Genomic DNA, 19,973 nt, shown 5'->3' on the forward strand with positions numbered 1-19,973 from the left:
GGGTTCGCCGTACCAGCGACGAAGCCCGGCTGCCGGCCGCGCCCAATGTCTCGAATGTTGTGATCCAGGACAGTTGCCCGCAGGACCAGGTGTTCCACGGCTCGGTGATATACGACGACATCACGCTGCGCCTGGTCCGCAACGCGCTGGCCCCGCACAGCGCTGCGCCACCGGCGTGCCATCCGGTCCTGCCCGTGATCAATTGAGTACATGCGACCGGGCCCGGTATCCGCGCTGTGCGGATACCGGGCCCGGATTCGGCGCTCACTTCGGCGGAGTGGCCCCGCCCAGTGCGGATCCGATCCCGCCGATGTCGGTGATCGTCCAGTTGCTGTGACTGTCCAGGGTCAGCGAATAGGTCGCCGTGGACTGGATACCTTCGGGCGCCTGACTGTTCTTGGTCAGCACGCTGACGAAGCAGTCCACGGTGTAGCTGCCGTTGTTGTTCGTATGCACCTTGGCCGCAACCGGTTTCGCGGTCGACACCCACTGCAGTGGGGTGATGATCTGCTCCATCGAGCCCGCCGCCTGGGTCAGCCGGTTCGACAGTTCCGGGCTGGTGCCCTTGGTCAGGCGGGCACGCCAGGAAGCGAGATCCTGAAAATTCATCTCCGCGGCCGCGGTGGCGTAATCGAGTGCCACCTGCTCGGCGTGGGCGGTCTCGGTCCGCTCCGCTCGCGCGGCATCGATTCGGTCGTTCTTGTCGTGCAGCTGCCAGCCGAGGACGGCGACCGCGACGGCCAGCAGGATCACGATCACCGCCACGGCGACGGTTTTCAGCTTGATCGACGATTCGCCGGTCCGCCTCCCCCGGTTCAGGGCCGCGGCCAGTGTGGATCGTTGTTCGGCAGCGGCGTCGTCGGACGTCGCGGTGTCGACGGATTCGGGGTCGGTGAGTACTGAGCCGGACTGAGTCATGGGACCTTCTTCGCGTGCGGGGTGGCGGTCACGGGGTTGGCTGGCGGCGCGGGTTCAGGGGCTACCTCCCCGGTGGTCGAATGTGCACGGTGACCGCGTCTCCCGAGGCGGTCGCGGTGAGCGCGTTGTCGAGGAATCGTCCGATGTCGACCGTCGACATGGCCGCGGCGCACGCTCGGACTCCGGGCAGCAGATCGACTCCGAGGGTCTGCAGATCGCCGGAACTCTTGTCCAGGAACTGCTGCAACTGGTCGATCAGCGGTGCGGCACCGTCCTCGATACTCGTCAGCGGGCCGAACGACGCGGCGAAGTGCACCCCGCCGAGCACATCGGTGAAGCCCGATCCGAATGCGGCCAGCCGCGGCGTCGCGCCCGCGAGATCACCGGGAACGGTGCCGCTGGCCTGCAACAGCGGTTGCAGCGCCGTCAGCAACTGGGTCAGATCGCCCGATCGTGCCGTCAGCGTGCGCGCGAGCAGCGCACCGGCGCGCGACAGGTCGTCGAGCACCCAGGGATCGTCGGGCAGGGCGACGTCGATCGTGCTGAAGATCTCGCGGATTCGATCGGGCTCGACCTGCTCGAGCATGCGGGTCAGCCGTGCCGACAACTCCTGGAACGTGGTCGGTACCACCACACGCGCGGCGGGAATCCGCGCCCGGTCGGTCAGATAGGGCCCCGTCGCCGTGGCGGGCAATACCGACAGATACGCCTCACCGAGGGCCGAGAGATTGTCGACGCGGAATCGGCTGTCGGCCGGAATCCGGTACCCCTGTTCGTAATTCCACGAGATGTCCGCGTGCCCCGCGGTCGCGGCGACACCGGTGACGTGTCCGATCGCCACGCCACGCAGCAATACCCGCGAGCCGACCACCAGTCCGTTGGTGTCGGGCACCGACATCGCCGCCGTGTGGACATGACGCAGGGCGCCGGTGTCCAGACCGATGTGGTTCAGGTAGGCGAACGACGATCCGGCGATCACGGCCATACCCGCGATCGATGCGACGACTTTGAGGTTCACTTCACCGCTCCCAGCATGCGCAGCAGATTCTCGACGTCGGCGACGAGGTGATCGCCTCCGGCGGTATCGATCGAGCGGATGTCGACCGACGGATTCCGGGCGAACGGAAGTAGCGTCGTGCGCAGGAAATCCGACAGTTTCGCCGTATCCGCGGGAGCGCGGTCCCAGATGTCGCGGGCGACGCCGCCGGTGTCGGCGAGCGAGTTCAGCATCGGCACCATCCACAGCCCGCCCTCGTACACGCTGCCGACCGACGGCAGGATCTGGCTGATGTAGGACACGATGCTGACCGCGGTACGGCGCCAATAGTGTTCGGTCCGCGGTGCGAACAGCGTCGCCAGGGTCTGGCCCTTCGCGTCGATCGCGGCGCCGGTATCGGAGAAGCCGGCCAGCATCCGATCGATCTCGCCGGTATCACCGGCCAGATCGCGCATGTCGCCGGCGACAACGCTCGCCAGCCGCTGCACATCCCGTGGTTGCGGCATGACGGCATTGATTCCGGTCATGGCGTCCTCGATCTTCTGGATGCTGCCGCCGTTGACGAAGTAGGCGAGCACCGCCATCGTGTCCTCGAGCTGCGGGGGCGAACTGGTGTGGTCGACCGACACCGTTCCGCCCGCCGGGAGGTACGGTCCCCGCACCACCGGTTCGTGATCGAGCGCGATATAGGTGTCGCCGAGCAGCGTGTTCTGGCGGATCACCGCGCGTACGCCGGCGGGGACCTCGGTCCCGTCCTTGATGTGCGCGTCCACCGAGACGAAACCTTCTGCCGCGGTGAGCTTTTGAACCTCGCCCACACGCAGGCCGTCCATCATCACATCGGCGCCGGTCGGCAGATTCATCGTGCTGGCGAACTGCAGTTCGAGCTGATAGCCCGCCCCCACGCCACCGCGGACGGAGGGCAGATCGTCGGGCCCCACCGAACAAGCGGTGGTGGCCAGCAGCCCGCATCCCAGCATCGTCGCCAGGGCGCCGTTCTTCCATCCTGTCGTCTTCATCGCCGGCCTTTCGCGAGCACCAGATCCAACAGGCCCGTCGCCGGAACCTCGAGGTGACCATCGGCTGTCGCGCAGCTCCCCGGCGCCGCCGCCCGGTTCACCGCGTCACAGAGTTCGGGCCCCGTGGGCGAGTCGATCCGCACGGTGGGCGGGCGGTAGTCGATGGACAATCCGCCGTCGTTCGCCGACTGCTGCCGCAGCATCGTCGCGACCGACGGGATCGATTCCAGCAGGTTCGCAATATCTTTGGAGCGACTCGCGGCCAGATGGATGGCATCGACGACCGGTCCCTGCAGCAGCGGCCAGATATCGCCGCCGTAGTTGGTCTGGATGTCGTGCAGCAGATTCACCAGCCAGCCGACGCCGACGCAGACATCGACGACACCGGGCCACAGATCGATCCCCGCATCGACCACCTCGGGCATTCGGTCCAGGATGGCCTGGATCGCGGGCCAGCGCTGCAGGGCCTCATCGGTCAGCGGGGCCATGTTCTCGATGATGGAACCGATGTCGGCGGTCAACCGGTCCGGACTCGCGGCGGCGGCGGACGCGTGCACCATCATCGACCGGGCGTTACCGCCCTGACCGCGCAGTGCCTGCTCGAATCCGTCGACCGCCTTCTCGAAACTGTCTCTGCTGTCGTCAGGGCTCAGCGCGTCGATGAAATCCGCCGCCGAGCCGGCGATCTCGGAGATGCTCTTCGGAGTGAAGCTGCGCTGCACCGGAATACACTGTCCCGCGGTCAGTTCCGGCCCCGAGTGATAATTGCCGACCAATTCCACACTGCGATCGGCGAGGATCGACTTCGAGCGGGTGACCGCGCGGACATCGGCCGGGAAGCGCCGGCCGCCGTCGAGCGCGAACGTCACTTCGACGTGATCGCCCCGGGGCTGGATTCGATCCACCCGGCCGACGGGTAATCCCATCTGCGTCACCGGATTTCCGGGGTACAGCCCGACCGCATCCGGCATCTGGGCACAGAATCCGGAATGCGACGGTGCGCCGTCCGGATCCACGACCGTGAAGCCCACGCCCGCGACCAGGGCCAGCGCGACGACCCCGCCCACGCCGATCAGATATCTCCTGTTCATCGTCATCTCAGCACGTCCGCCCGGGCAGAGGAACACAGACATTCGAGGCCAGCACCGTGCCGCCGGAGATCGTGGCCAGCCCCTGCGGGGACAGCCATGCCTCGAGCTGGGCCCGCAGCCCCTGCAACTTGTCGATCGCCGGGCCCATATTCGTGCCGAAACTCTCGATCGAGGACCGCACCTGGTCGATCGCGGCATGGACCTGATCCTTGTGATCGAGATAGAACTTCATCTCCGGCTGCACCCGCATCAGCACATCGCCGAGCAGACGGTAGGCCTCGTTGAAGCCGACGTGGGCGTTGTCGTAGGTGGCCACCACCAGATCGATCTGGCGAATCAGGTCGAAGACGAAATCCCGGCTGCCGTTGAACGACTTCAGATATTCCGACGCCAGCCCGGTGATCTGCTCGATCTGCTCGCGCTGGCGGTCCATGACCGTGGCGATACTGTTCATCCCGGAGATCACCGAGCCCACCGAGGTCGAATTGTGTTGCAGCGCCTGGGCCACCTGATCGATGTTCGCATCGACGGTGCCACCCTCGACCCGGTCGGTCACATGCGGTGCCGCCTGCAGTACATCGCCGATCGAATACGGGACGGTGACATGGTCGGCCGGGATCACGCGTGATCCCAGCGGCGTGGTGCCGAGCGGGACGACGGTGACCGCGTATCCGCCGACCGGGGTCAGCATCCGGACCTCGACGTGCGAGTCGTCGCCGATGAAGGTGTCCTGCGCGATCTGCGCCTCCACCCGTACCGTATCCGCCCGGAAGGACACCTCGGTGATCTTCCCGACGGTGATCCCGGCGACCCGGACCTCCTGCCCGGTCGACAGCGCCGAGGCATCGGTGGTCTCGAAGGCCACCGTGCGCCGGCCGACCGGATGGGTGTAGAACACCGTCGTCGCGCTCAGCGCCACGATCGCGGTTCCGACCACCAGCGTGCCCAGCAGGATCTCACTCGCCGCGATTCGTCGCAGCAGTGCACGCACCGCACCGCCGCGCGGTCGGTTCGTCACCGGCCCTTGCATACCACGACCTCACTCCCGTTCAGCAGAACCTCGACTTCGGTTGGCAATTCGGCGATTCCGTTCGTGCAGTTCATCGCTGCCGGCGCGGCCGTGGTCTGCGGCAGCTGCAGTCCGGCGAAGGCCACCGGCAGCAACCGCAGCGCGTCGGCGGCCTGGGGCAGTGACGCGAACGCCCGGGTCAGCAACTGGTCCACGTCCACATCGCGGGACAGTCCGAGTTCGGTGATCAGGCGATGCACCGGCGTGAGGAACTCCGGACCGAACTTCGCCGTCTTCGGGAATTCGCTCAGCACCGTCATCGCCTTGGCGATCGGGAAGCTCAGCGATTTCAGGAACTCCATGACCTGCGGCGATCTACCACCCATCGAATCGGAGATACGCGACAGGTTCGTGACCAGTGTCGAGATCACCTGTTCCCGGTCGTGTGCGAGATCGGTGAGTTTCTGGACGCTGTCGAGCATGGGCGCCAGACCCGATCCGTCACCCTGCAGCAAGGTGATGGCGTTCTGCATGAAGGCGTTGATCTCGTCGGTGCTCATCGTGTTCAGGACCGGCTGCAGACCGTTGAACAGACCGGTGATGTCGAACGACGGCTTGGTCCGGTCGGTGCCCAGCCGGTCGACCGGCCGGCCGGGTTGCGCGGGCGCCTGCAGATCGACGTACCGAATCCCGGTGAGATTCTGATATTTCACCGCCAGCACCGTGTTGTCGGTCAGGCGGTAGGGCCGTTCCAGTGAGAACCTCACCTCGGCGATGCTCGTGCCGTTGCGCCGGGTGAGCGTGATGTCCGAGATCTTGCCCACCCGAACACCTTTCGTCCGGATGTCGCCGTTCACGTGGAGACCGGAGACATCGGTGAACTCGGCGGCGAAGGTGCGGGTGTCACCGCGGACCGGATTCTTGATGGCGCTGAGGATGATCGAGAAGAGCACCACGGCCGCCACCGCGGCGACGCCGAGCTTTCCCAGGGTGACGAAGAGTTTCGCGCGTGGGCTCATCGGTGTTCCTCTCCGGCGGGCGCGGTCGCGATGCCGGTCAGCCCGAGCGGGGTCGCGAACATCGGCAGATCGTCGACGACGATTCGGAGGTTGAGCGTCTTGCGGCCTTCGCTCGTACCGAAAGCCGCGTCGTACCGGTCGATCAGTGTCATCACCTTGTCGGGGACGGCTCCACCGCCGAGGATGTGCGGCACGGTGTCGGTCAACGCCGCGACGAGCTGGGTGACCGGCGTCAACTCCTCGCCGTGGGAGGCCAGCAGCCGGCCGGCCTTGCCGAACAGACTGTTGGCGGCCAGGCCGAGACCCTTGTCGGTCTTGTCCATGAACGCGTCGTCCACCCCGATCGAGCCGTCGGGCCGTCGGTTGTATCCACTGTCGTAGACGTTGTAGAGGGCATCGACCGCCTGGGTGCTGAAAGCCGGTAGCACCGAGAGGATGTCGTCGGCGCGCCGCATCAATTCCGTCGGCATCGCCTGCTGGGTGGCCGCCACCCGGTCGGCGAAGACGATGCCGGACTGGATCAGCGGTGTGAGCCCGTCGGTGTAGCGCACGACCTTGTTCAGGGTGATCACCATGGATTGGGTCAGTGTTCCGTCGATGGCCAGCGAACCCTTTTCCAGCATCGTCGACATGGTGAAGTCGCCGGTGGGCATCTTGTTCAGCGTGCTGCCCGCCACCAGGCGATTGCCCCCGGAATGCGCCACGAGGTCCACCGCGGTGATTCCGAAATAGTTCTGCGGCCGGAAATCGAGGTCGAAGCCGTCGGTCAGCTGCGCCGAAACCTCCGAGCGCAGCAGCACACCCATCCGCACCGTATCCGGCTTCGTCTTCTCCAGCCGGGTGATCTCACCGATCTCCGCACCGTGCAGAATGATCTTCGTGCCGGTACCGACGCCCGGACCCACATAGGGCACTTCGATATTCAGCGCCAGGCCGGCCGGCTTGTGGTAGCGCGGGTAGATCCACAGCGCGACCACCAGCACGAGCGCGATCACCGCGGCGACCGCGACCGCCGCGATCTCCACGACGCGCTTCTGATGGCGGTCGGTACCGCGCAGAAAATCCTGATTACGTGTCTTGGCCATCACCCTATCCTTTGAACACGAGCAGCGGACTCAGGCCCCAGATCGCCACTGTCATAGCGAAATTCAGCACCACAATGGCGACGAGGCTGGCCCGGATCGCCCGCCCGGACGCGGCGCCCACGCCCGCGGGACCACCGGAGGCGAAATAGCCGTAGTAGCAATGGATCAACGTCACCACTCCGCAGAAGACCACGGCCTTGATCACCGATGCCGTCAGATCCGGCCAGCTCAGGAACTGGGCGAAATAGTGGTCGTAGGTGCCCGGTGGCTGATGATGGAAGACCTTCACGATGATCCCGCCGGTGAAGAACGCGATCACCAGCGCCATGAGATATCCGGGCAGAATCACCAGCATTCCGCCGACCAGCCTGGTTCCCACGACGAACGGAATCGCGCGCAGGCCCATGGCTTCGGTGGCGTCGATTTCCTCGGCGATGCGCATGGCGCCGATTTCGGCCGTCATACGGCAGCCGGCCTGGGCCGCGAAGCCGATACCGGTGATGATCGGGGCGATCACGCGAATATTGCCGAAGGAACCGATGATTCCGGTGAGAGCGCCGAAGCCCAGCAGGTTCAGCGCCATGAACGCCTCGATCGCCACCACGGCGCCGACCGCGACGCCGAGGAAGAACATCAGGCTGACCACGCCACCGTCGACGATCAGGGAACCGCTTCCCCAGGCCATGTTGTTCATCGTCTGCACCGTCTGTTTCCGGTAGTGGCGCACCGTGATCGGCAGCAGATACAGCGTCTTCGCGATGAATATGGCCACCTGGCCGAGCTCACCGGCGAAGTCACTCAGGCCCCGCCCGAGCGCGCGAACAGGACGTGCGGCGAATGCGGGGAGAAGATACGGAGATTGCGATGGACTACTCATTGTCACGCCAATCGATTCATGCCAGCCTGGCCGGGAAGAACATCATCTGCAATTGGCTGATCAGCAGGTTCGTCATGAATATGCAGAACACACTGAGCACCACCGAGGCATTGACGGCATTCGCCACCCCTTTCGGGCCACCTTTGGCCTCGAGACCGCGCAGGCTGGCGATCAGCACCACGATCGCGGCGAAGATCAGCGCCTTCAGCACCGAGAACGCCAGGTCGGTCGGAGTGGCGAAGGCGCCGAAGGACTGCCAGAAACTGCCCGGCACAACATGATTGACATTGGCCGAGATGATCAGGCCCGCGAACACTCCCGCGGCGACGATGATGATGCACAGCACCGGAGCGATCGCGATCATGGCCACGAACCTGGGCATCACCAGGCGCTCGACCGGATCCACCCCCATGACCCGCATGGCGTCGATCTCCTCCCGGATCGACCTGGCGCCGAGGTCGGAGGCGATCGCCGAGGCGGCCGCACCGCTCATCAGCAGGCCCGCCGCCATGGGCGCGCCCTGCCCGACCACACCCAGTCCGCTGGCCGCCCCCGCCAGCGAATTCGCACCGACCTGATTCATGATGCCGCCCACCTGAACCGATACCTCGGCGCCGATCGGAATCGCCATCAGCAAGGCCGGTAGCGCGGTCACCTTCAACAGCAGCCACATCTGTTCGACGAGCTCGTGTACCGGCATCCGCAGCCGCACGGTGTCCACGACCGAATACCGCACCACCGCGCCGGTCAGTCGGGCAGAGCGGCCGAGGGTCGCGAGGCTGTCGCGCGGCGCCCGGCGCAGATGCGCGAGAAGACGATGCCACCACGACGCTCGCGCGGCGGAGGGCGCGACCTCGGGGCGGGCCGGTGCCGGCCCGGCCGGGCCGGGTAGCGCGTGGGCGATCATCGGTGCCTGGGTAGTACTCATCGGTGGCACCTCCCTCCATGGGTATCCGACGCGTGCGACATCCGCGCCGGCGTAATCGTTTTCTGGTGAATGGTGTTCGGGAATCACCCGACCGCTTCCGCGGATGTCATCGGTGGTGAAATCCGTTGCCGCTCAACGCTCTGCGCAGGTTCGATCGGAAAGGAAAACCGAACGGGGCGGAAGCGAGAGGCGGTACGGCGGGAATCCGGGATACCGGACGCCGAGCCGCACGGCGATGGGAAATTGTGTGCGGTCACGTGTCGTGGCTCATAGAGAATTTACTTCGTTTTACGCGTTACGTCAATCGTATTTTGTAAAACAGCTCGGTTTACGATACGACCGGCAATGCGGGCTCGTCGGCGAAACTGGACTCGACCGCGGCGCGCGCCGCCGCGGGCAGGCTCGGCAGCAACGCGCGCACCCGTGCGCGGCGCCGGGCCACGGCACGACGCTCGGGCATCCCTGGCGTGGCCTGCATCTGGGGAACGATTCCCGCGATCTCCTCGACCCCGCCGGCGTGATGGCCCGCCGCCACCAGCGCCTGTTCGCGCACCCGCTGCGCCTCGTCCTTCTCCTCGGACATCCCGATGGGACCGACCATGCGGCCGTTGAGGAACTGCCGGACCACCGGCTCATCGGAAGTCAGCAGCACCTCGCGAGGACCGAACATGACCAGCTCGCGGCGAAAGAGCATGCCGATGTTGTCCGGCACCGTGCGGGCGAGATTGATGTTGTGCGTGACGATCAGGAACGTGGCGTCGATCTGGGCGTTGATATCGAGGAACAGCTGGCTGATATAGGTCGTGCGCACCGGATCCAATCCCGAATCGGGTTCGTCGACCAGAATCACCTCGGGGTCGAGGACCAGGGCCCGCGCCAGGCCGGCGCGTTTGCGCATGCCACCGGAGATCTCGCCCGGCAGTTTGCCTTCCGCGCCGACCAGACCGGTCAGCTCGAGTTTTTCCATCACGATCCGCCGGATCTCGGATTCGCCCTTACGGGTGTGCTCGCGCAATGGAAACGCGACATTGTCGAACAAATTCATCGAACCGAACAAGGCGCCGTCCTGGAACAGGACACCGAACAGCTTCCGGATCTCGTACAACTGCGAAGCGGAACAGACGGTGATGTCGGTGCCATCGACGAATATCGATCCGCGCTCGGGCCGCAGCAGGCCGATGAGCGCTTTCAGGAACACCGATTTCCCCGTACCCGAGGGGCCGAGCAGAACACTCACCTCACCGGCCGGGAGCGTCACGCTGACATCCCGCCAAATCGTCTGCGCACCAAAACTTTTGGTGATTCCGGTGGTACTCACTTCGACACCCATGGGCTCTCCTGGATCGAGATTCGGCGCATCGGCGACAGCGCCTGTGGACAGCCGCGAACCCGGCGCACGCCGTTCGCACGAACGGCCGGACGCGCAGCTGTGATACAAACAACGATAGACGTCCAACGTTAGACGGATCACAGAATTCGTGCAATGATAGCTTCGGCCTCCGATCGACGGTGGCCTTCGAACACACGGGGGGCCGCCACATTCGGGGAGGCCGCACCGGCCGGACACCCGAACAGCGTTGGCGCGCAGCGAATTCGCGAATCCAGGGAGCTGCCCGATGCGGTCACATCGTCGTGTCCATCCGACAACGGACAAGCAATCCACACCCGGCCGGACAGCGGCACTGGTGTCCGCCGTCGCGGTGACCGGACTCCTGGCGGCCGGCTCTTCCACGGCCGGCGGCCGGCCCGCACCACCCGCCGGACCGGTCCCCGCGGCGGCGGAATCGATTGCGGTACACCAACATGACGATCAGGACTCCGGTGGCCCGATGCCGGTGCCGGCGCGCGTCGTGGCCTATCGACCACACCCCGCACCGCCGCCACCGACCGCCGCGGCGACCCCACCCCCGCCGGATCCCGCCGCGAGCCCAGCTCCCCGCGGCGCCGGGTCCACGATCCCCGAGCAGGTGCTGGCCGCATACCGCAATGCCGAACTGACCCTGCGGACCTCTCACCCCGAGTGCGGCCTCACCTGGAACCTGCTGGCCGGGATCGGGCGAATCGAATCCGGTCACGCCCGCTCGGGCGATCTGGACGCCCGAGGGACGACGAACTCACCGATCCGGGGGCCCGCCCTGGACGGCACCTTGCCGGGGAACGAGATGATCCGCGCCGCAAGCGGTTATGTGCGCGCGGTCGGTCCGATGCAGTTCCTCCCGGACACCTGGCAACGCTGGGGCGCCGACGGCAACGGCGACGGAATCGCCGACCCCGACAACATCTACGACGCGGCTCTCGCGGCAGGCAGATATCTGTGCGCCGACGGCACCGATCTTCGCGATCCGGATCAGCGGCTGCGCGCGATCCTGCGCTACAACCATTCGGCGGCCTACGCGTCGACCGTGCTCACATGGTCTCGGATCTATGCCGGCGACGATGTCGATCCGGCCGATCTCACGCCCGTCCCACCTGATCTCGGGTCCGCGCCGGACGACGGCGACGAGCGTGCGCGCGGTGCCGAGACCCCCGTGTCCCCCGATGTCGATCCGGCGCCCGACACCCCCGCACCGGCACCGGCACCGGCACCGGCACCGATGATCCACATCCCGGGCCTGCCCCCGATCCCGTGCGGAATCCTCTGTCCCCCACCGGCGTGAAGGGCCCCGTCGCACTCATCGCGCCGGGAACGCGGGGACATCCTCCCAGTCACCGATCTGATAGCACGCGTGCGCATCCTCCTGCTCGAACGCGAGCAGGCGCGACAGCCGGACGGCGGCGGGATCGTCGGGATCGATGCGCATCAGCACCACCTGCGCCCCGGCATCGCGGAGTTCGTCGAGGGCGCGAGTCAGCAGCGCCGCACCGAGGCCGCCCCCGCGAATCTGCGGTACGACGATCAGCGCTCGTACCCAGGCACCGCGCAATTCCAGATGGCGGATCGGATTCGGATCGAACCAGACCATTCCCGCCGGACGCTCACAGCCGGCCGACGCCAGCACGATCCGCCCGCACCGTTCGCCGAATTCGGTGCGGAACTGGTCGAATCGAGCCTCGGTCAGCCCCTGCCGGGCCAGCATGTCGCCGGCTGTCGCGGCGACCGCGTCGTCGGCCAGGTCGACCGGCCCGCTCACCTCCACGCCGCCCGGGAACGCGGCCGGCGTCAACGGCATCGCGAACGGTCCGGCCAGATGCCGCACCATGGTCCACAGCCGGGCGGCCGCCGCGATGTCGAACCGGCGGGTCAGTCGTTCGGAGGCGGGATGGCTGCCGTAGGCCCAGCACCGCAGCGATGTCGCTCCCCGGCCACACCAGCCACCGGATGCGGATACATCGAGGCCCAGCTCCTCGACGAGCAGTGTCGTCACTCCGCGCGAGCGATAGTCGGGGTGGACGGTGTACCGGATCGTGCCCTGGCCTCGGCTGTCGATCGTCAGGTTCAGATAGGCCACCATCACCATGGGCACGTCCGGTCGCACACTCAGGCCGCGACGCGCCTTGATCGCCAGGTGCCACACCGATCGCCCGTCGCTCGAAACCGACTCCACCGCGTGGTCCCCCACGATCGAGAATCCGGCCTCGTCGTCGTAGGCCGCGGCCGCGCGGACCAGGGCCAGGACTTGCGCCCGGTCCTGTTCGCCGAGTTGCCGACACCAGGTGTAGTCGATCATCGTCCCGCCCTTCTCGCGCCGCGCCGGTTTACACATAAACCTACATGAGTTAGATTTAGGACACCATACCAACAGCTCAGGACGCTAACCCCAATGCCCGGAGCACATCCGGGCCAGGTTGCGAGACATTGGAGATACGCCATGACCGAGGTCGGCGCCCCGCGCGAGGAACGAATTCGTCGCGCTCTGACGCACCTGCGCAACGACACCACCGACGAGTTCGGCCACGTCACCTGGTTCGAGCCCACGGAGTTCACCGATCCCACCGTCGCCCAGCACGAACGCGATCTGATCTTCGGGCGGGTGCCGTCGATCGTCGCGCACGGATCCGAGATCCCGCGCGCCGGTGACTTCTTCACCCTCCAGATGCCGAGGAACAACATCATCGTGGTCCGCCAGCGCGACGGCGGGGTCAAGGCGCTGGTCAATCTGTGCCGCCATCGCGGCGCTCTGCTGGAGAAGGAGGACAAGGGCCGGTGCCGGCTGTTCTCCTGCCCCTATCACCGCTGGTCCTACGATATGGACGGCAGTCTGCGAACCATCACCCGCGACAACACGTTCGGCGAGGCCGAACGCGAGACGCTCGGACTGATCGAGCTGCCCACCCAAGAGCGGCACGGGTTCATCTGGGTCGTCGACGACGCCGGCGCGGATATCGACGTCGCGGCGTGGCTGGGGCCGGAGATGGACGCGATCCTGGCCACCTACGACCTGCAATCGAAGGTCTGCGTGCAGGCCGAGGGTTTCGACGAGCCGGTCAACTGGAAGATCATGCAGGACGCCTTCCTCGACGGCTATCACATCCAGTACGCGCACCCCAACACCGCGGCCAAACACATCCACACCAATGTGCTGGCCTTCGACGATTTCGGCCGGCACTGCCGGTTCATCGCGCCGCGCAAGTCGATCGATCGCTGGATCGAGGAGGATCCCGGTGACCGCAGCCTGGCCGGCGATGTCACCGAGACGCACTTCCTGCTGCCCAACAGCACACTGCTGCGCCAGCCCGATCATTTCCAGCTGCTGACCTTCCGCCCGCACCCGACCGAGCCACAACGCAGCCGGATGGAGATGCGCCTGATCGTCCCGCCGGTGGAACAGACCCGGATGACCGAGGAGAAGTGGACCCGGCTCTGGGACAAGAACTGGCAGATCCTGCTCGACGTCCTGCACGCCGAGGACTTCCCGCTGCTGCGCGACTCGCAGCGCGGCATGACCAGCGCGAGTGCGGGACGCATGGTGCTGGGGCAGAACGAAGTCGCCAATCAAGTCTTCCGTCGCGAGACACAGAAGCTGCTGACGCAGAAATGACCACGGCGCCGGGGCGCATTCGCCCCGGCACAGGAGGAACGCAGTGAGAACAGACCTTTTCGAGCCCGATCACGAGCTGTTCGGCCGGACCGTACGTGGCTTCGTCGAACGCCACGTCGTCCCCAAGATGGAGAAGTGGGACGCCGACCGGCTCATCGATCGCGACACGTGGCGCGCGGCCGGCCAGCAGGGCCTGCTCGGCCTGGCGGTCCCGGAGGAATTCGGTGGTGCGGGTGAGACCGACTATCGCTTCCGGGTGATGATCCAGTCCGAGATCGCCCGGGTGGGAGCCTCGGCATTACAGTCGGGCTTCTCCACCAACGACGACATCGTCCTGAATTATCTGCTGCGGCACGCCAATTCCGAGCAGCGTGGCCGCTGGTTGCCCGGGTTCGTCACCGGCGAGACCATCGGCGCCATCGCGATGACCGAGCCGGGTGCCGGCAGCGATCTGCGGGCGGCCCAGACCACCGCGGTCCGCGAGGGTGACCAGTGGGTGATCAACGGGTCGAAGACCTTCATCACCAGCGGTATGCTCGCCGATCTGGTGATCGTCTTCGCGGTCACCGATCGCGACGCCGGTTCGCGCGGTTTCAGCCTGTTCGTGGTCGAGGACGGCACCCCGGGGTTCACGCGTGGCCGAAAACTCGACAAGGTCGGCCTGCACGCCCAGGACACCGCGGAACTGTTCTTCGACAATGTCCGGGTGCCGGATGCGAATCGGCTCGGCGACCTCGGCGGCGGATTCGGGTACCTGATGCAGAGCCTGCCGCTGGAGCGGCTCGGAATCGGTATCGCCGCACAGGTTTCCGCGGAGGCCGTGCTCGGCTGGACGCTCGACTACATCAAGCAGCGCCGGGCCTTCGGTAAGCCGATCGGTGAATTCCAGGGTCTCGGATTCACCGTGGCCGAGTTGCAGACGGCCACCGAGGTCTCCCGCGCCTACATCGACCGGTGTGTTCGTGAGTACAACAACGGCACCCTGACCGCCGTCGACGCCGCGAAGGCCAAACTGTGGGCCACCGAGCTGCAGGGCAAGGTCATCGACGCCGGAGTGCAGCTGCACGGTGGATACGGATACATGATGGAATATCCGGTCGCCAAGGCCTTCATCGATGCCCGCATCCAGCGCATCTACGGCGGGACCAACGAGATCATGAAAGAGATCATCCATCGCGACCTCCTGCGTTCCTGACCCTCCGAGCCGGCGCGGGACGACCGCGCCGGCTCCGGAAGGTCCTGCGCCCCTGCCGCGGACGGCTCAGCGTGCACCGGAACCGCCCGCCGCCAGCAACTCCGCGATTCCCACGAATTTCACCCGGGGACGCCGCTCGGCCCGGCCCGCCCGGCGTTCGGCGGCGTCGATCGACTTCCAGCCGCGGGTATCGAGCCGGCTCGGCTGCCGACCGGCGAGCAACGTGTCCAGATCCGCGCGCGATCGGCGCGGTGCGGACAGTCGCCCGGCGGCGAAATCCTCCACCAGCGCGTACACGGTTTCCTGTGAGCAGTATCGGTTGGTGCCGATGACGCCCGACGGACCACGTTTGATCCAGCCGGCCACATAGGTGCCCGGCACCGGGGTGCCATCGAGTTCGGTGACCCGGCCGCCCCGGTGCGGGATGGTCCCCTCGGACTCCGAAAAGGGCACGCCGGGCACGGCGATCCCGCGATAGCCGACCGAGGTCAGCACGATCCCGCAGGAAACCGTTTCACGCATGACCGTCGCACGCAGCTGCCCCGCCGCGCTCCATTCGGTCCGCGTGAACTCGACCGCATCGACGGCCCCGGCGCCGCGAAAACCACTCGGAGACAGAAAGTATCGGAACACCATGCTGCGATTGCCCACACCGGCCGCGCGCTCGGACAGCTGTCGCGCCACCCTGGCCTTGAGCCCGGCCACCGGGTCGTCGCCGGGCGGCGTCCCCGGCGGACCGAGTTCGTCGCAGCGCACGTCCAGCCCGTCCACCGCGCCGAGCCCCAGCAGCTCCGGTGTGGTGAACGCCGCGTGCCCGGGCCCACGCCGGCCCACGACGACGACTTCACGAATCCGGCTCGCGGCCAATGCCTCCAGCGCGTGGCCGGCGATATCGGTGCGTGCCAGGGCGGCGACATCGGTGACCAGAATCCGGGCCACGTCCAGGGCGACATTGCCGTTCCCGATCACCACCGCACGCTCGCCCGACAGATCGAAGGCGCGGTGCGCATGATCGGGATGCCCGTTGTACCAGCCCACGAAATCGGTCGCCGAGTGCACACCGGCCAGATCCTCGCCCGGAATCGAGAGGGCACGGCCCTGCGACGCACCGGTCGCGTAGATCACGGCGTGGTGATGCTGCAGCAGTTCCGCGGCGCTGATGTGGGTTCCGACCTCCACGTTGAGCTCGAGCGCCAGGTTCGGCCGGCTCAGCGTCCGGCCGAACGCGTCGGCGACCTGTTTGGTGTGCTGATGGTCGGGCGCGACTCCGTAGCGAACCAGGCCGAGCGGCACCGGAAGTCTGTCGAACACGGTGATCTCGACATCGATCTCCCGGCGCGACAACAGATCCTCGGCCGCATAGCACGCCGACGGCCCCGAACCCACGATCGCGACCCGCAGCGGCCCACGCTCGGCCACCTCGACTGCGGGCCGCTCGGCCGGCGGCGGTGCCGGCACACCGACCGTGGCGAAGTACGCCGCGTTGACCTCACGGTAGGGCTCGGTGGCCGGGGTCAGATCTCCCTCGGAAACGATGGCGTCGACCGGACACTCGTCGATACAGGCACCGCAGTCGATGCAGGTCGCCGGGTCGATGTGCAACAGCTCCGCGCGACCGAAATCCGGTTCGCCGGGGCGCGGGCGAATGCAGTCCACGGGACAGACCGACACGCAACCGGCGTCGTTGCAGCAGGGCTGTGTGATGACGTGCGCCATCTCTCCTCCGGATCCACGGCTCTCGACCCGGATCCAACGGGGAGGACACCGTACAGCTGACGTTATTTGTATTTTGTTATACGCTGAGTGACCGGCGCCACGCAATAGCCCGGTGACAGCTCGGCGGCCCCGAAGAGAGGAAACACCTATGACAACCGCAGTGATCGTGGACGCGATCCGCACGCCGTCCGGCAAAGGCAAACCGGGCGGCCAACTGTCGAATCTGCACCCCACCGAACTGCTGTCGGCCGTGCTGCGCGGACTGATCCACCGCACCGAACTCGATCCCGCACTCGTCGACGACGTCATCGGCGGTTGTGTGGGACAAGCCGGCGAACAGGCACTCAACATCACTCGCAGCGCGGTATTGGGCGCCGGATTCCCGGAAGCGGTGCCCGCCACCACCATCGACCGCCAGTGTGGCTCCAGCCAGCAGGCGGCCCACTTCGCCGCACAGGGCGTGATCTCCGGCGCCTACGACATCGCCATCGCCTGTGGTGTCGAGTCGATGAGCCGGGTGCCGATGGGAACGGCGACGCTGGGCAAGAACGCCTTCGGCCCGGGTATTGCCGCCCGCTACCCCGAAGGGCTGGTGGGACAGGGGATTTCGGCCGAACTGATCGCCGCGCGCTGGAAGTTCGACCGGACCACCCTGGACGAGTTCTCCGCCCGCTCCCACGCGCGCGCGGCCGCCGCCGACTTCGCCTCCGAGATCCTGCCGATCACCGTCGGACCGGACACCCGGGCCGACATGGACGAGACCGTACGCCCCTCGACCGATGTGGGGGGACTGGCCGGGCTGAAACCGTCGTTCCGGGATGAGCGAATCGCCGAGCGATTCCCCGAGATCGACTGGCGCATCACGCCGGGCAACTCCTCCCCCTTGACCGACGGCGCGTCGGCCGTGCTGATCATGAGCGAGGAGAAGGCCACCGCCCTCGGCCTGCGGCCCCGCGCACGATTCCACAGCTTCGCCGTCACCGGCAGCGATCCGCTGCTCATGCTGACCGGGGTCGTCCCCGCCACCCGGAAGGTACTCGACAAGGCCGGTCTGACGATCGACGACATCGACACCTACGAGGTCAACGAGGCCTTCGCACCCGTTCCGCTGGTCTGGCAGCACGAGTTCGGCGCCGATCCGCAGCGGCTGAACCCGCGCGGCGGCGCGATCGCGCTGGGACATCCGCTGGGCGGTTCGGGCACCCGGTTGCTCACCACCATGCTGAATCACCTCGAACAGACCGGCGGGCGCTACGGCCTGCAGACCATGTGCGAGGGCGGCGGCATGGCCAACGCGACCATCATCGAACGACTGTAGTACCGCCCGGCGCAGAACACAGCGTGCGCCCGAACCGGCAAATCGGTTCGGGCGCACGCTGTTTCGCGCCCGTCGCCGCGGCGACGGCGCAGTGCGATCAGCGCGGGGACATCCGGATCGCGCCGTCGAGGCGGATGGTCTCGCCGTTGAGCATCGGGTTCTCCACGATGTGGCGGGCCAGCGCCGCGTATTCGGCCGGATCTCCGAGCCTCGAGGGGTGCGGCACCTGAGCACCCAGCGACGCGATCGCCTCCTCGGGCAGCGCCGCGAACAGTGGCGTGTGGAACAGGCCGGGGGCGATGGTCATCACGCGGATCTTCAGGCTCGCCAGATCCCGGGCGATGGGCAGGGTCATGCCCACGATGCCGCCCTTGGACGCCGAGTAGGCGGCCTGGCCGATCTGGCCGTCGAACGCGGCCACCGACGCCGTGTTGACGATGACACCACGTTCCGCACCGACCGGCTCGGCCGCCGCGATACGCTCGGCCCCCAACCGGATCACGTTGAACGTGCCGATCAGATTCACGTTGATCACCCTGCCGAAGTCGGCCAGCGGAAACGCGCCCTTCTTGCCCACCGTCTTGATCGCATTACCGATACCGGCGCAGTTCACCGCGATCCGCAGCGCGCCCAGCTCCTGAGCCGCGTCCAGCGCCGCCGAGACCTGGTCCTCATCGGTCACATCGGTCGCGGCGAACACCACGCCGTCGCCCAATTCCTCGGCGACCGCCGCGCCGTTGGACGACGGCAGATCGATGATCACCACCTTCGCGCCCCGGCCGTGCAGCTCGGTCACCGTCGCCAGGCCGAGACCCGACGCACCTCCGGTCACCACCGCGACCGCATTACCGATGTCCATATCGAGTTCCTTTCCGTCACCGCACCGCCCGACGGCCGTGAGGTGTTCGCCGACGAGTTCTCGCACACCGCCGGCGATGCGTTGGATGAATACGGCTCTCCAGCGGAACCACGCCCACGACGTGCTCCGAGGTCGATCCGACTCCCGCACTATACCTATAGCCATTAGGTTTAGGGTGTCGGGCCGGACCGATCGAAACCGGCAACAGCACCGAAGCTTTCCGGCAACGCGAACGAAGCGCGCACCCACAGCGGGTAACGCGCTACACAGGCACCGAATTCAGGTCAGGGCGACCACAGGCGGGCACACGGCAGCGGTGGCAGATCCGGGTGCACCCGATCGTCGATGACGACCATGGAATCGGGATGGGCCCGCATCCGCGCGGCGAACTCCTCGGCGATCTCACGGGTGCACTGATAGTCCACCGTGACACCCGCACCCGGGAACTGCACCCGCACCCGGCACCGGCGCGAATCGAGCACATACCGCCCCAGTGCCACCAGATGCTCGAGCGCCGCCGCGCGACGCCGGCACGATCCACCCGACCAGTGCGCGTGCTGCTGCATGATCCGATGCGCGATATCGACCGTCAGCCGGGCGGGCACCGTCGCGCAATCCGCCAGCGGGGCAGCGCGTTTCGGAAACCACGGCCAGCGCGGCACGGCCGGCGGCATCTCGGCGCGCACTGATCACCTCCATGGCACGGTCCACCGACTGCGGGCCAGCCGGTGGCGGGACAACATCACCGGGCATCGAATCCCGGCCGGAATGCAAACTACACCACTCGCGAGCTGTCGCCACGACCACGATACTGACAAATGACGATTGACGTCAGTCGTCTAATGACGTAGCTTCGAATGTGAGGCACAGCACTCCCACTCCTCATCGGACGGGCAGACCGCGTGGCGTTCCACGCGCCGGGTCAGCCGCGCCTCGGTCAGCACCGGCCCTCTTCCGCGCCGG

At 66.8% G+C, this 19,973-nt stretch carries 19 protein-coding genes; 5 read left to right on the forward strand and 14 right to left on the reverse strand.

Annotation, left to right across the window (positions count from 1 at the left end; all coding sequences use genetic code 11):
* Positions 1-59 precede the first annotated feature (59 nt).
* A complete protein-coding gene (locus AB0L57_RS27140) occupies positions 60-206 on the forward strand; it encodes a hypothetical protein (protein WP_364967777.1) in 147 nt (48 codons plus the stop codon).
* Positions 207-264: 58 nt separating this feature from the next.
* On the opposite strand, the gene AB0L57_RS27145 is transcribed toward AB0L57_RS27140, so the two are convergent.
* The 10 genes from AB0L57_RS27145 to AB0L57_RS27190 all read right to left on the reverse strand — a co-directional run bounded on the left by AB0L57_RS27145 (position 265) and on the right by AB0L57_RS27190 (position 10,273).
* On the reverse strand, positions 265-918 hold the full coding sequence (locus AB0L57_RS27145; RefSeq protein ID WP_364967780.1) for a hypothetical protein: 654 nt from the start codon (positions 916-918) through the stop codon (positions 265-267).
* A gap of 61 nt (positions 919-979) precedes the next feature.
* Positions 980-1,936 (reverse strand): MlaD family protein, encoded by a 957-nt coding sequence (locus tag AB0L57_RS27150; protein ID WP_364967782.1) that lies wholly within the window; start codon positions 1,934-1,936, stop codon positions 980-982.
* Complete coding sequence (locus AB0L57_RS27155) at positions 1,933-2,934, reverse strand: MlaD family protein (protein WP_364967784.1); 1,002 nt, start codon at positions 2,932-2,934, stop codon at positions 1,933-1,935. The genes AB0L57_RS27150 and AB0L57_RS27155 overlap by 4 nt, the downstream gene beginning before the upstream one ends.
* A complete protein-coding gene (locus AB0L57_RS27160) occupies positions 2,931-4,031 on the reverse strand; it encodes an MlaD family protein (protein ID WP_364967787.1) in 1,101 nt (366 codons plus the stop codon). Before AB0L57_RS27160 ends, AB0L57_RS27155 begins: the two co-directional genes overlap by 4 nt.
* Before the next feature lies 1 nt (position 4,032).
* Positions 4,033-5,043 carry an MlaD family protein gene (locus AB0L57_RS27165; RefSeq protein ID WP_364967790.1) on the reverse strand — a complete coding sequence of 337 codons (1,011 nt, stop codon included), beginning with the start codon at positions 5,041-5,043 and terminating at the stop codon, positions 4,033-4,035.
* Complete coding sequence (locus tag AB0L57_RS27170) at positions 5,040-6,053, reverse strand: MlaD family protein (protein WP_364967793.1); 1,014 nt, start codon at positions 6,051-6,053, stop codon at positions 5,040-5,042. Before AB0L57_RS27170 ends, AB0L57_RS27165 begins: the two co-directional genes overlap by 4 nt.
* Positions 6,050-7,138: an Mce family protein gene (locus tag AB0L57_RS27175; RefSeq protein WP_364967796.1), complete on the reverse strand. Its 1,089-nt coding sequence runs from the start codon at positions 7,136-7,138 to the stop codon at positions 6,050-6,052. Before AB0L57_RS27175 ends, AB0L57_RS27170 begins: the two co-directional genes overlap by 4 nt.
* A 4-nt stretch (positions 7,139-7,142) precedes the next feature.
* Positions 7,143-8,015, reverse strand: a complete 873-nt coding sequence (locus tag AB0L57_RS27180) for an ABC transporter permease (RefSeq protein WP_364967799.1) — start codon at positions 8,013-8,015, stop codon at positions 7,143-7,145.
* Positions 8,016-8,031: 16 nt separating this feature from the next.
* A complete protein-coding gene (locus tag AB0L57_RS27185; RefSeq protein ID WP_364967801.1) occupies positions 8,032-8,943 on the reverse strand; it encodes an ABC transporter permease in 912 nt (303 codons plus the stop codon).
* A 328-nt stretch (positions 8,944-9,271) separates the two neighbouring features.
* The gene (locus tag AB0L57_RS27190) at positions 9,272-10,273 is read right to left on the reverse strand and encodes an ABC transporter ATP-binding protein (protein ID WP_364967804.1); all 1,002 of its coding nucleotides are present in this window, start codon (positions 10,271-10,273) and stop codon (positions 9,272-9,274) included.
* Between the two features lie 286 nt (positions 10,274-10,559).
* Between AB0L57_RS27190 and AB0L57_RS27195 the strand changes: the two genes are divergently transcribed.
* The gene (locus tag AB0L57_RS27195) at positions 10,560-11,600 is read left to right on the forward strand and encodes a lytic transglycosylase domain-containing protein (protein WP_364967808.1); all 1,041 of its coding nucleotides are present in this window, start codon (positions 10,560-10,562) and stop codon (positions 11,598-11,600) included.
* A gap of 15 nt (positions 11,601-11,615) precedes the next feature.
* Here the strand turns inward: AB0L57_RS27195 and AB0L57_RS27200 are convergent, their stop codons facing one another.
* Positions 11,616-12,611, reverse strand: coding sequence for a GNAT family N-acetyltransferase (locus AB0L57_RS27200; RefSeq protein ID WP_364967811.1), 996 nt, complete (start codon positions 12,609-12,611; stop codon positions 11,616-11,618).
* Between the two features lie 141 nt (positions 12,612-12,752).
* Here AB0L57_RS27200 and AB0L57_RS27205 point away from each other — a divergent pair, with 141 nt between their 5' ends.
* A complete protein-coding gene (locus tag AB0L57_RS27205; RefSeq protein WP_364967815.1) occupies positions 12,753-13,922 on the forward strand; it encodes an SRPBCC family protein in 1,170 nt (389 codons plus the stop codon).
* Between the two features lie 43 nt (positions 13,923-13,965).
* Complete coding sequence (locus AB0L57_RS27210; protein WP_364967818.1) at positions 13,966-15,117, forward strand: acyl-CoA dehydrogenase family protein; 1,152 nt, start codon at positions 13,966-13,968, stop codon at positions 15,115-15,117.
* A gap of 66 nt (positions 15,118-15,183) precedes the next feature.
* On the opposite strand, the gene AB0L57_RS27215 is transcribed toward AB0L57_RS27210, so the two are convergent.
* Positions 15,184-16,833, reverse strand: coding sequence for an FAD-dependent oxidoreductase (locus tag AB0L57_RS27215; protein WP_364967821.1), 1,650 nt, complete (start codon positions 16,831-16,833; stop codon positions 15,184-15,186).
* A 148-nt stretch (positions 16,834-16,981) separates the two neighbouring features.
* Here AB0L57_RS27215 and AB0L57_RS27220 point away from each other — a divergent pair, with 148 nt between their 5' ends.
* Positions 16,982-18,151: a thiolase family protein gene (locus AB0L57_RS27220; protein ID WP_364967824.1), complete on the forward strand. Its 1,170-nt coding sequence runs from the start codon at positions 16,982-16,984 to the stop codon at positions 18,149-18,151.
* A 97-nt stretch (positions 18,152-18,248) separates the two neighbouring features.
* Here AB0L57_RS27220 and AB0L57_RS27225 read toward each other — a convergent pair whose 3' ends face one another.
* Both AB0L57_RS27225 and AB0L57_RS27230 read right to left on the reverse strand, forming a co-directional pair.
* Entirely contained in the window at positions 18,249-19,010 is a 762-nt protein-coding gene (locus tag AB0L57_RS27225) for a 3-hydroxyacyl-CoA dehydrogenase (RefSeq protein WP_364967827.1), read from the reverse strand.
* A 284-nt stretch (positions 19,011-19,294) separates the two neighbouring features.
* The gene (locus AB0L57_RS27230) at positions 19,295-19,696 is read right to left on the reverse strand and encodes a hypothetical protein (protein WP_364967830.1); all 402 of its coding nucleotides are present in this window, start codon (positions 19,694-19,696) and stop codon (positions 19,295-19,297) included.
* Between the last annotated feature and the right edge of the window lie 277 nt (positions 19,697-19,973).

This window comes from Nocardia sp. NPDC052254, assembly GCF_040679495.1.
In the GTDB taxonomy this organism is placed as follows: Bacteria; Actinomycetota; Actinomycetes; order Mycobacteriales; family Mycobacteriaceae; genus Nocardia.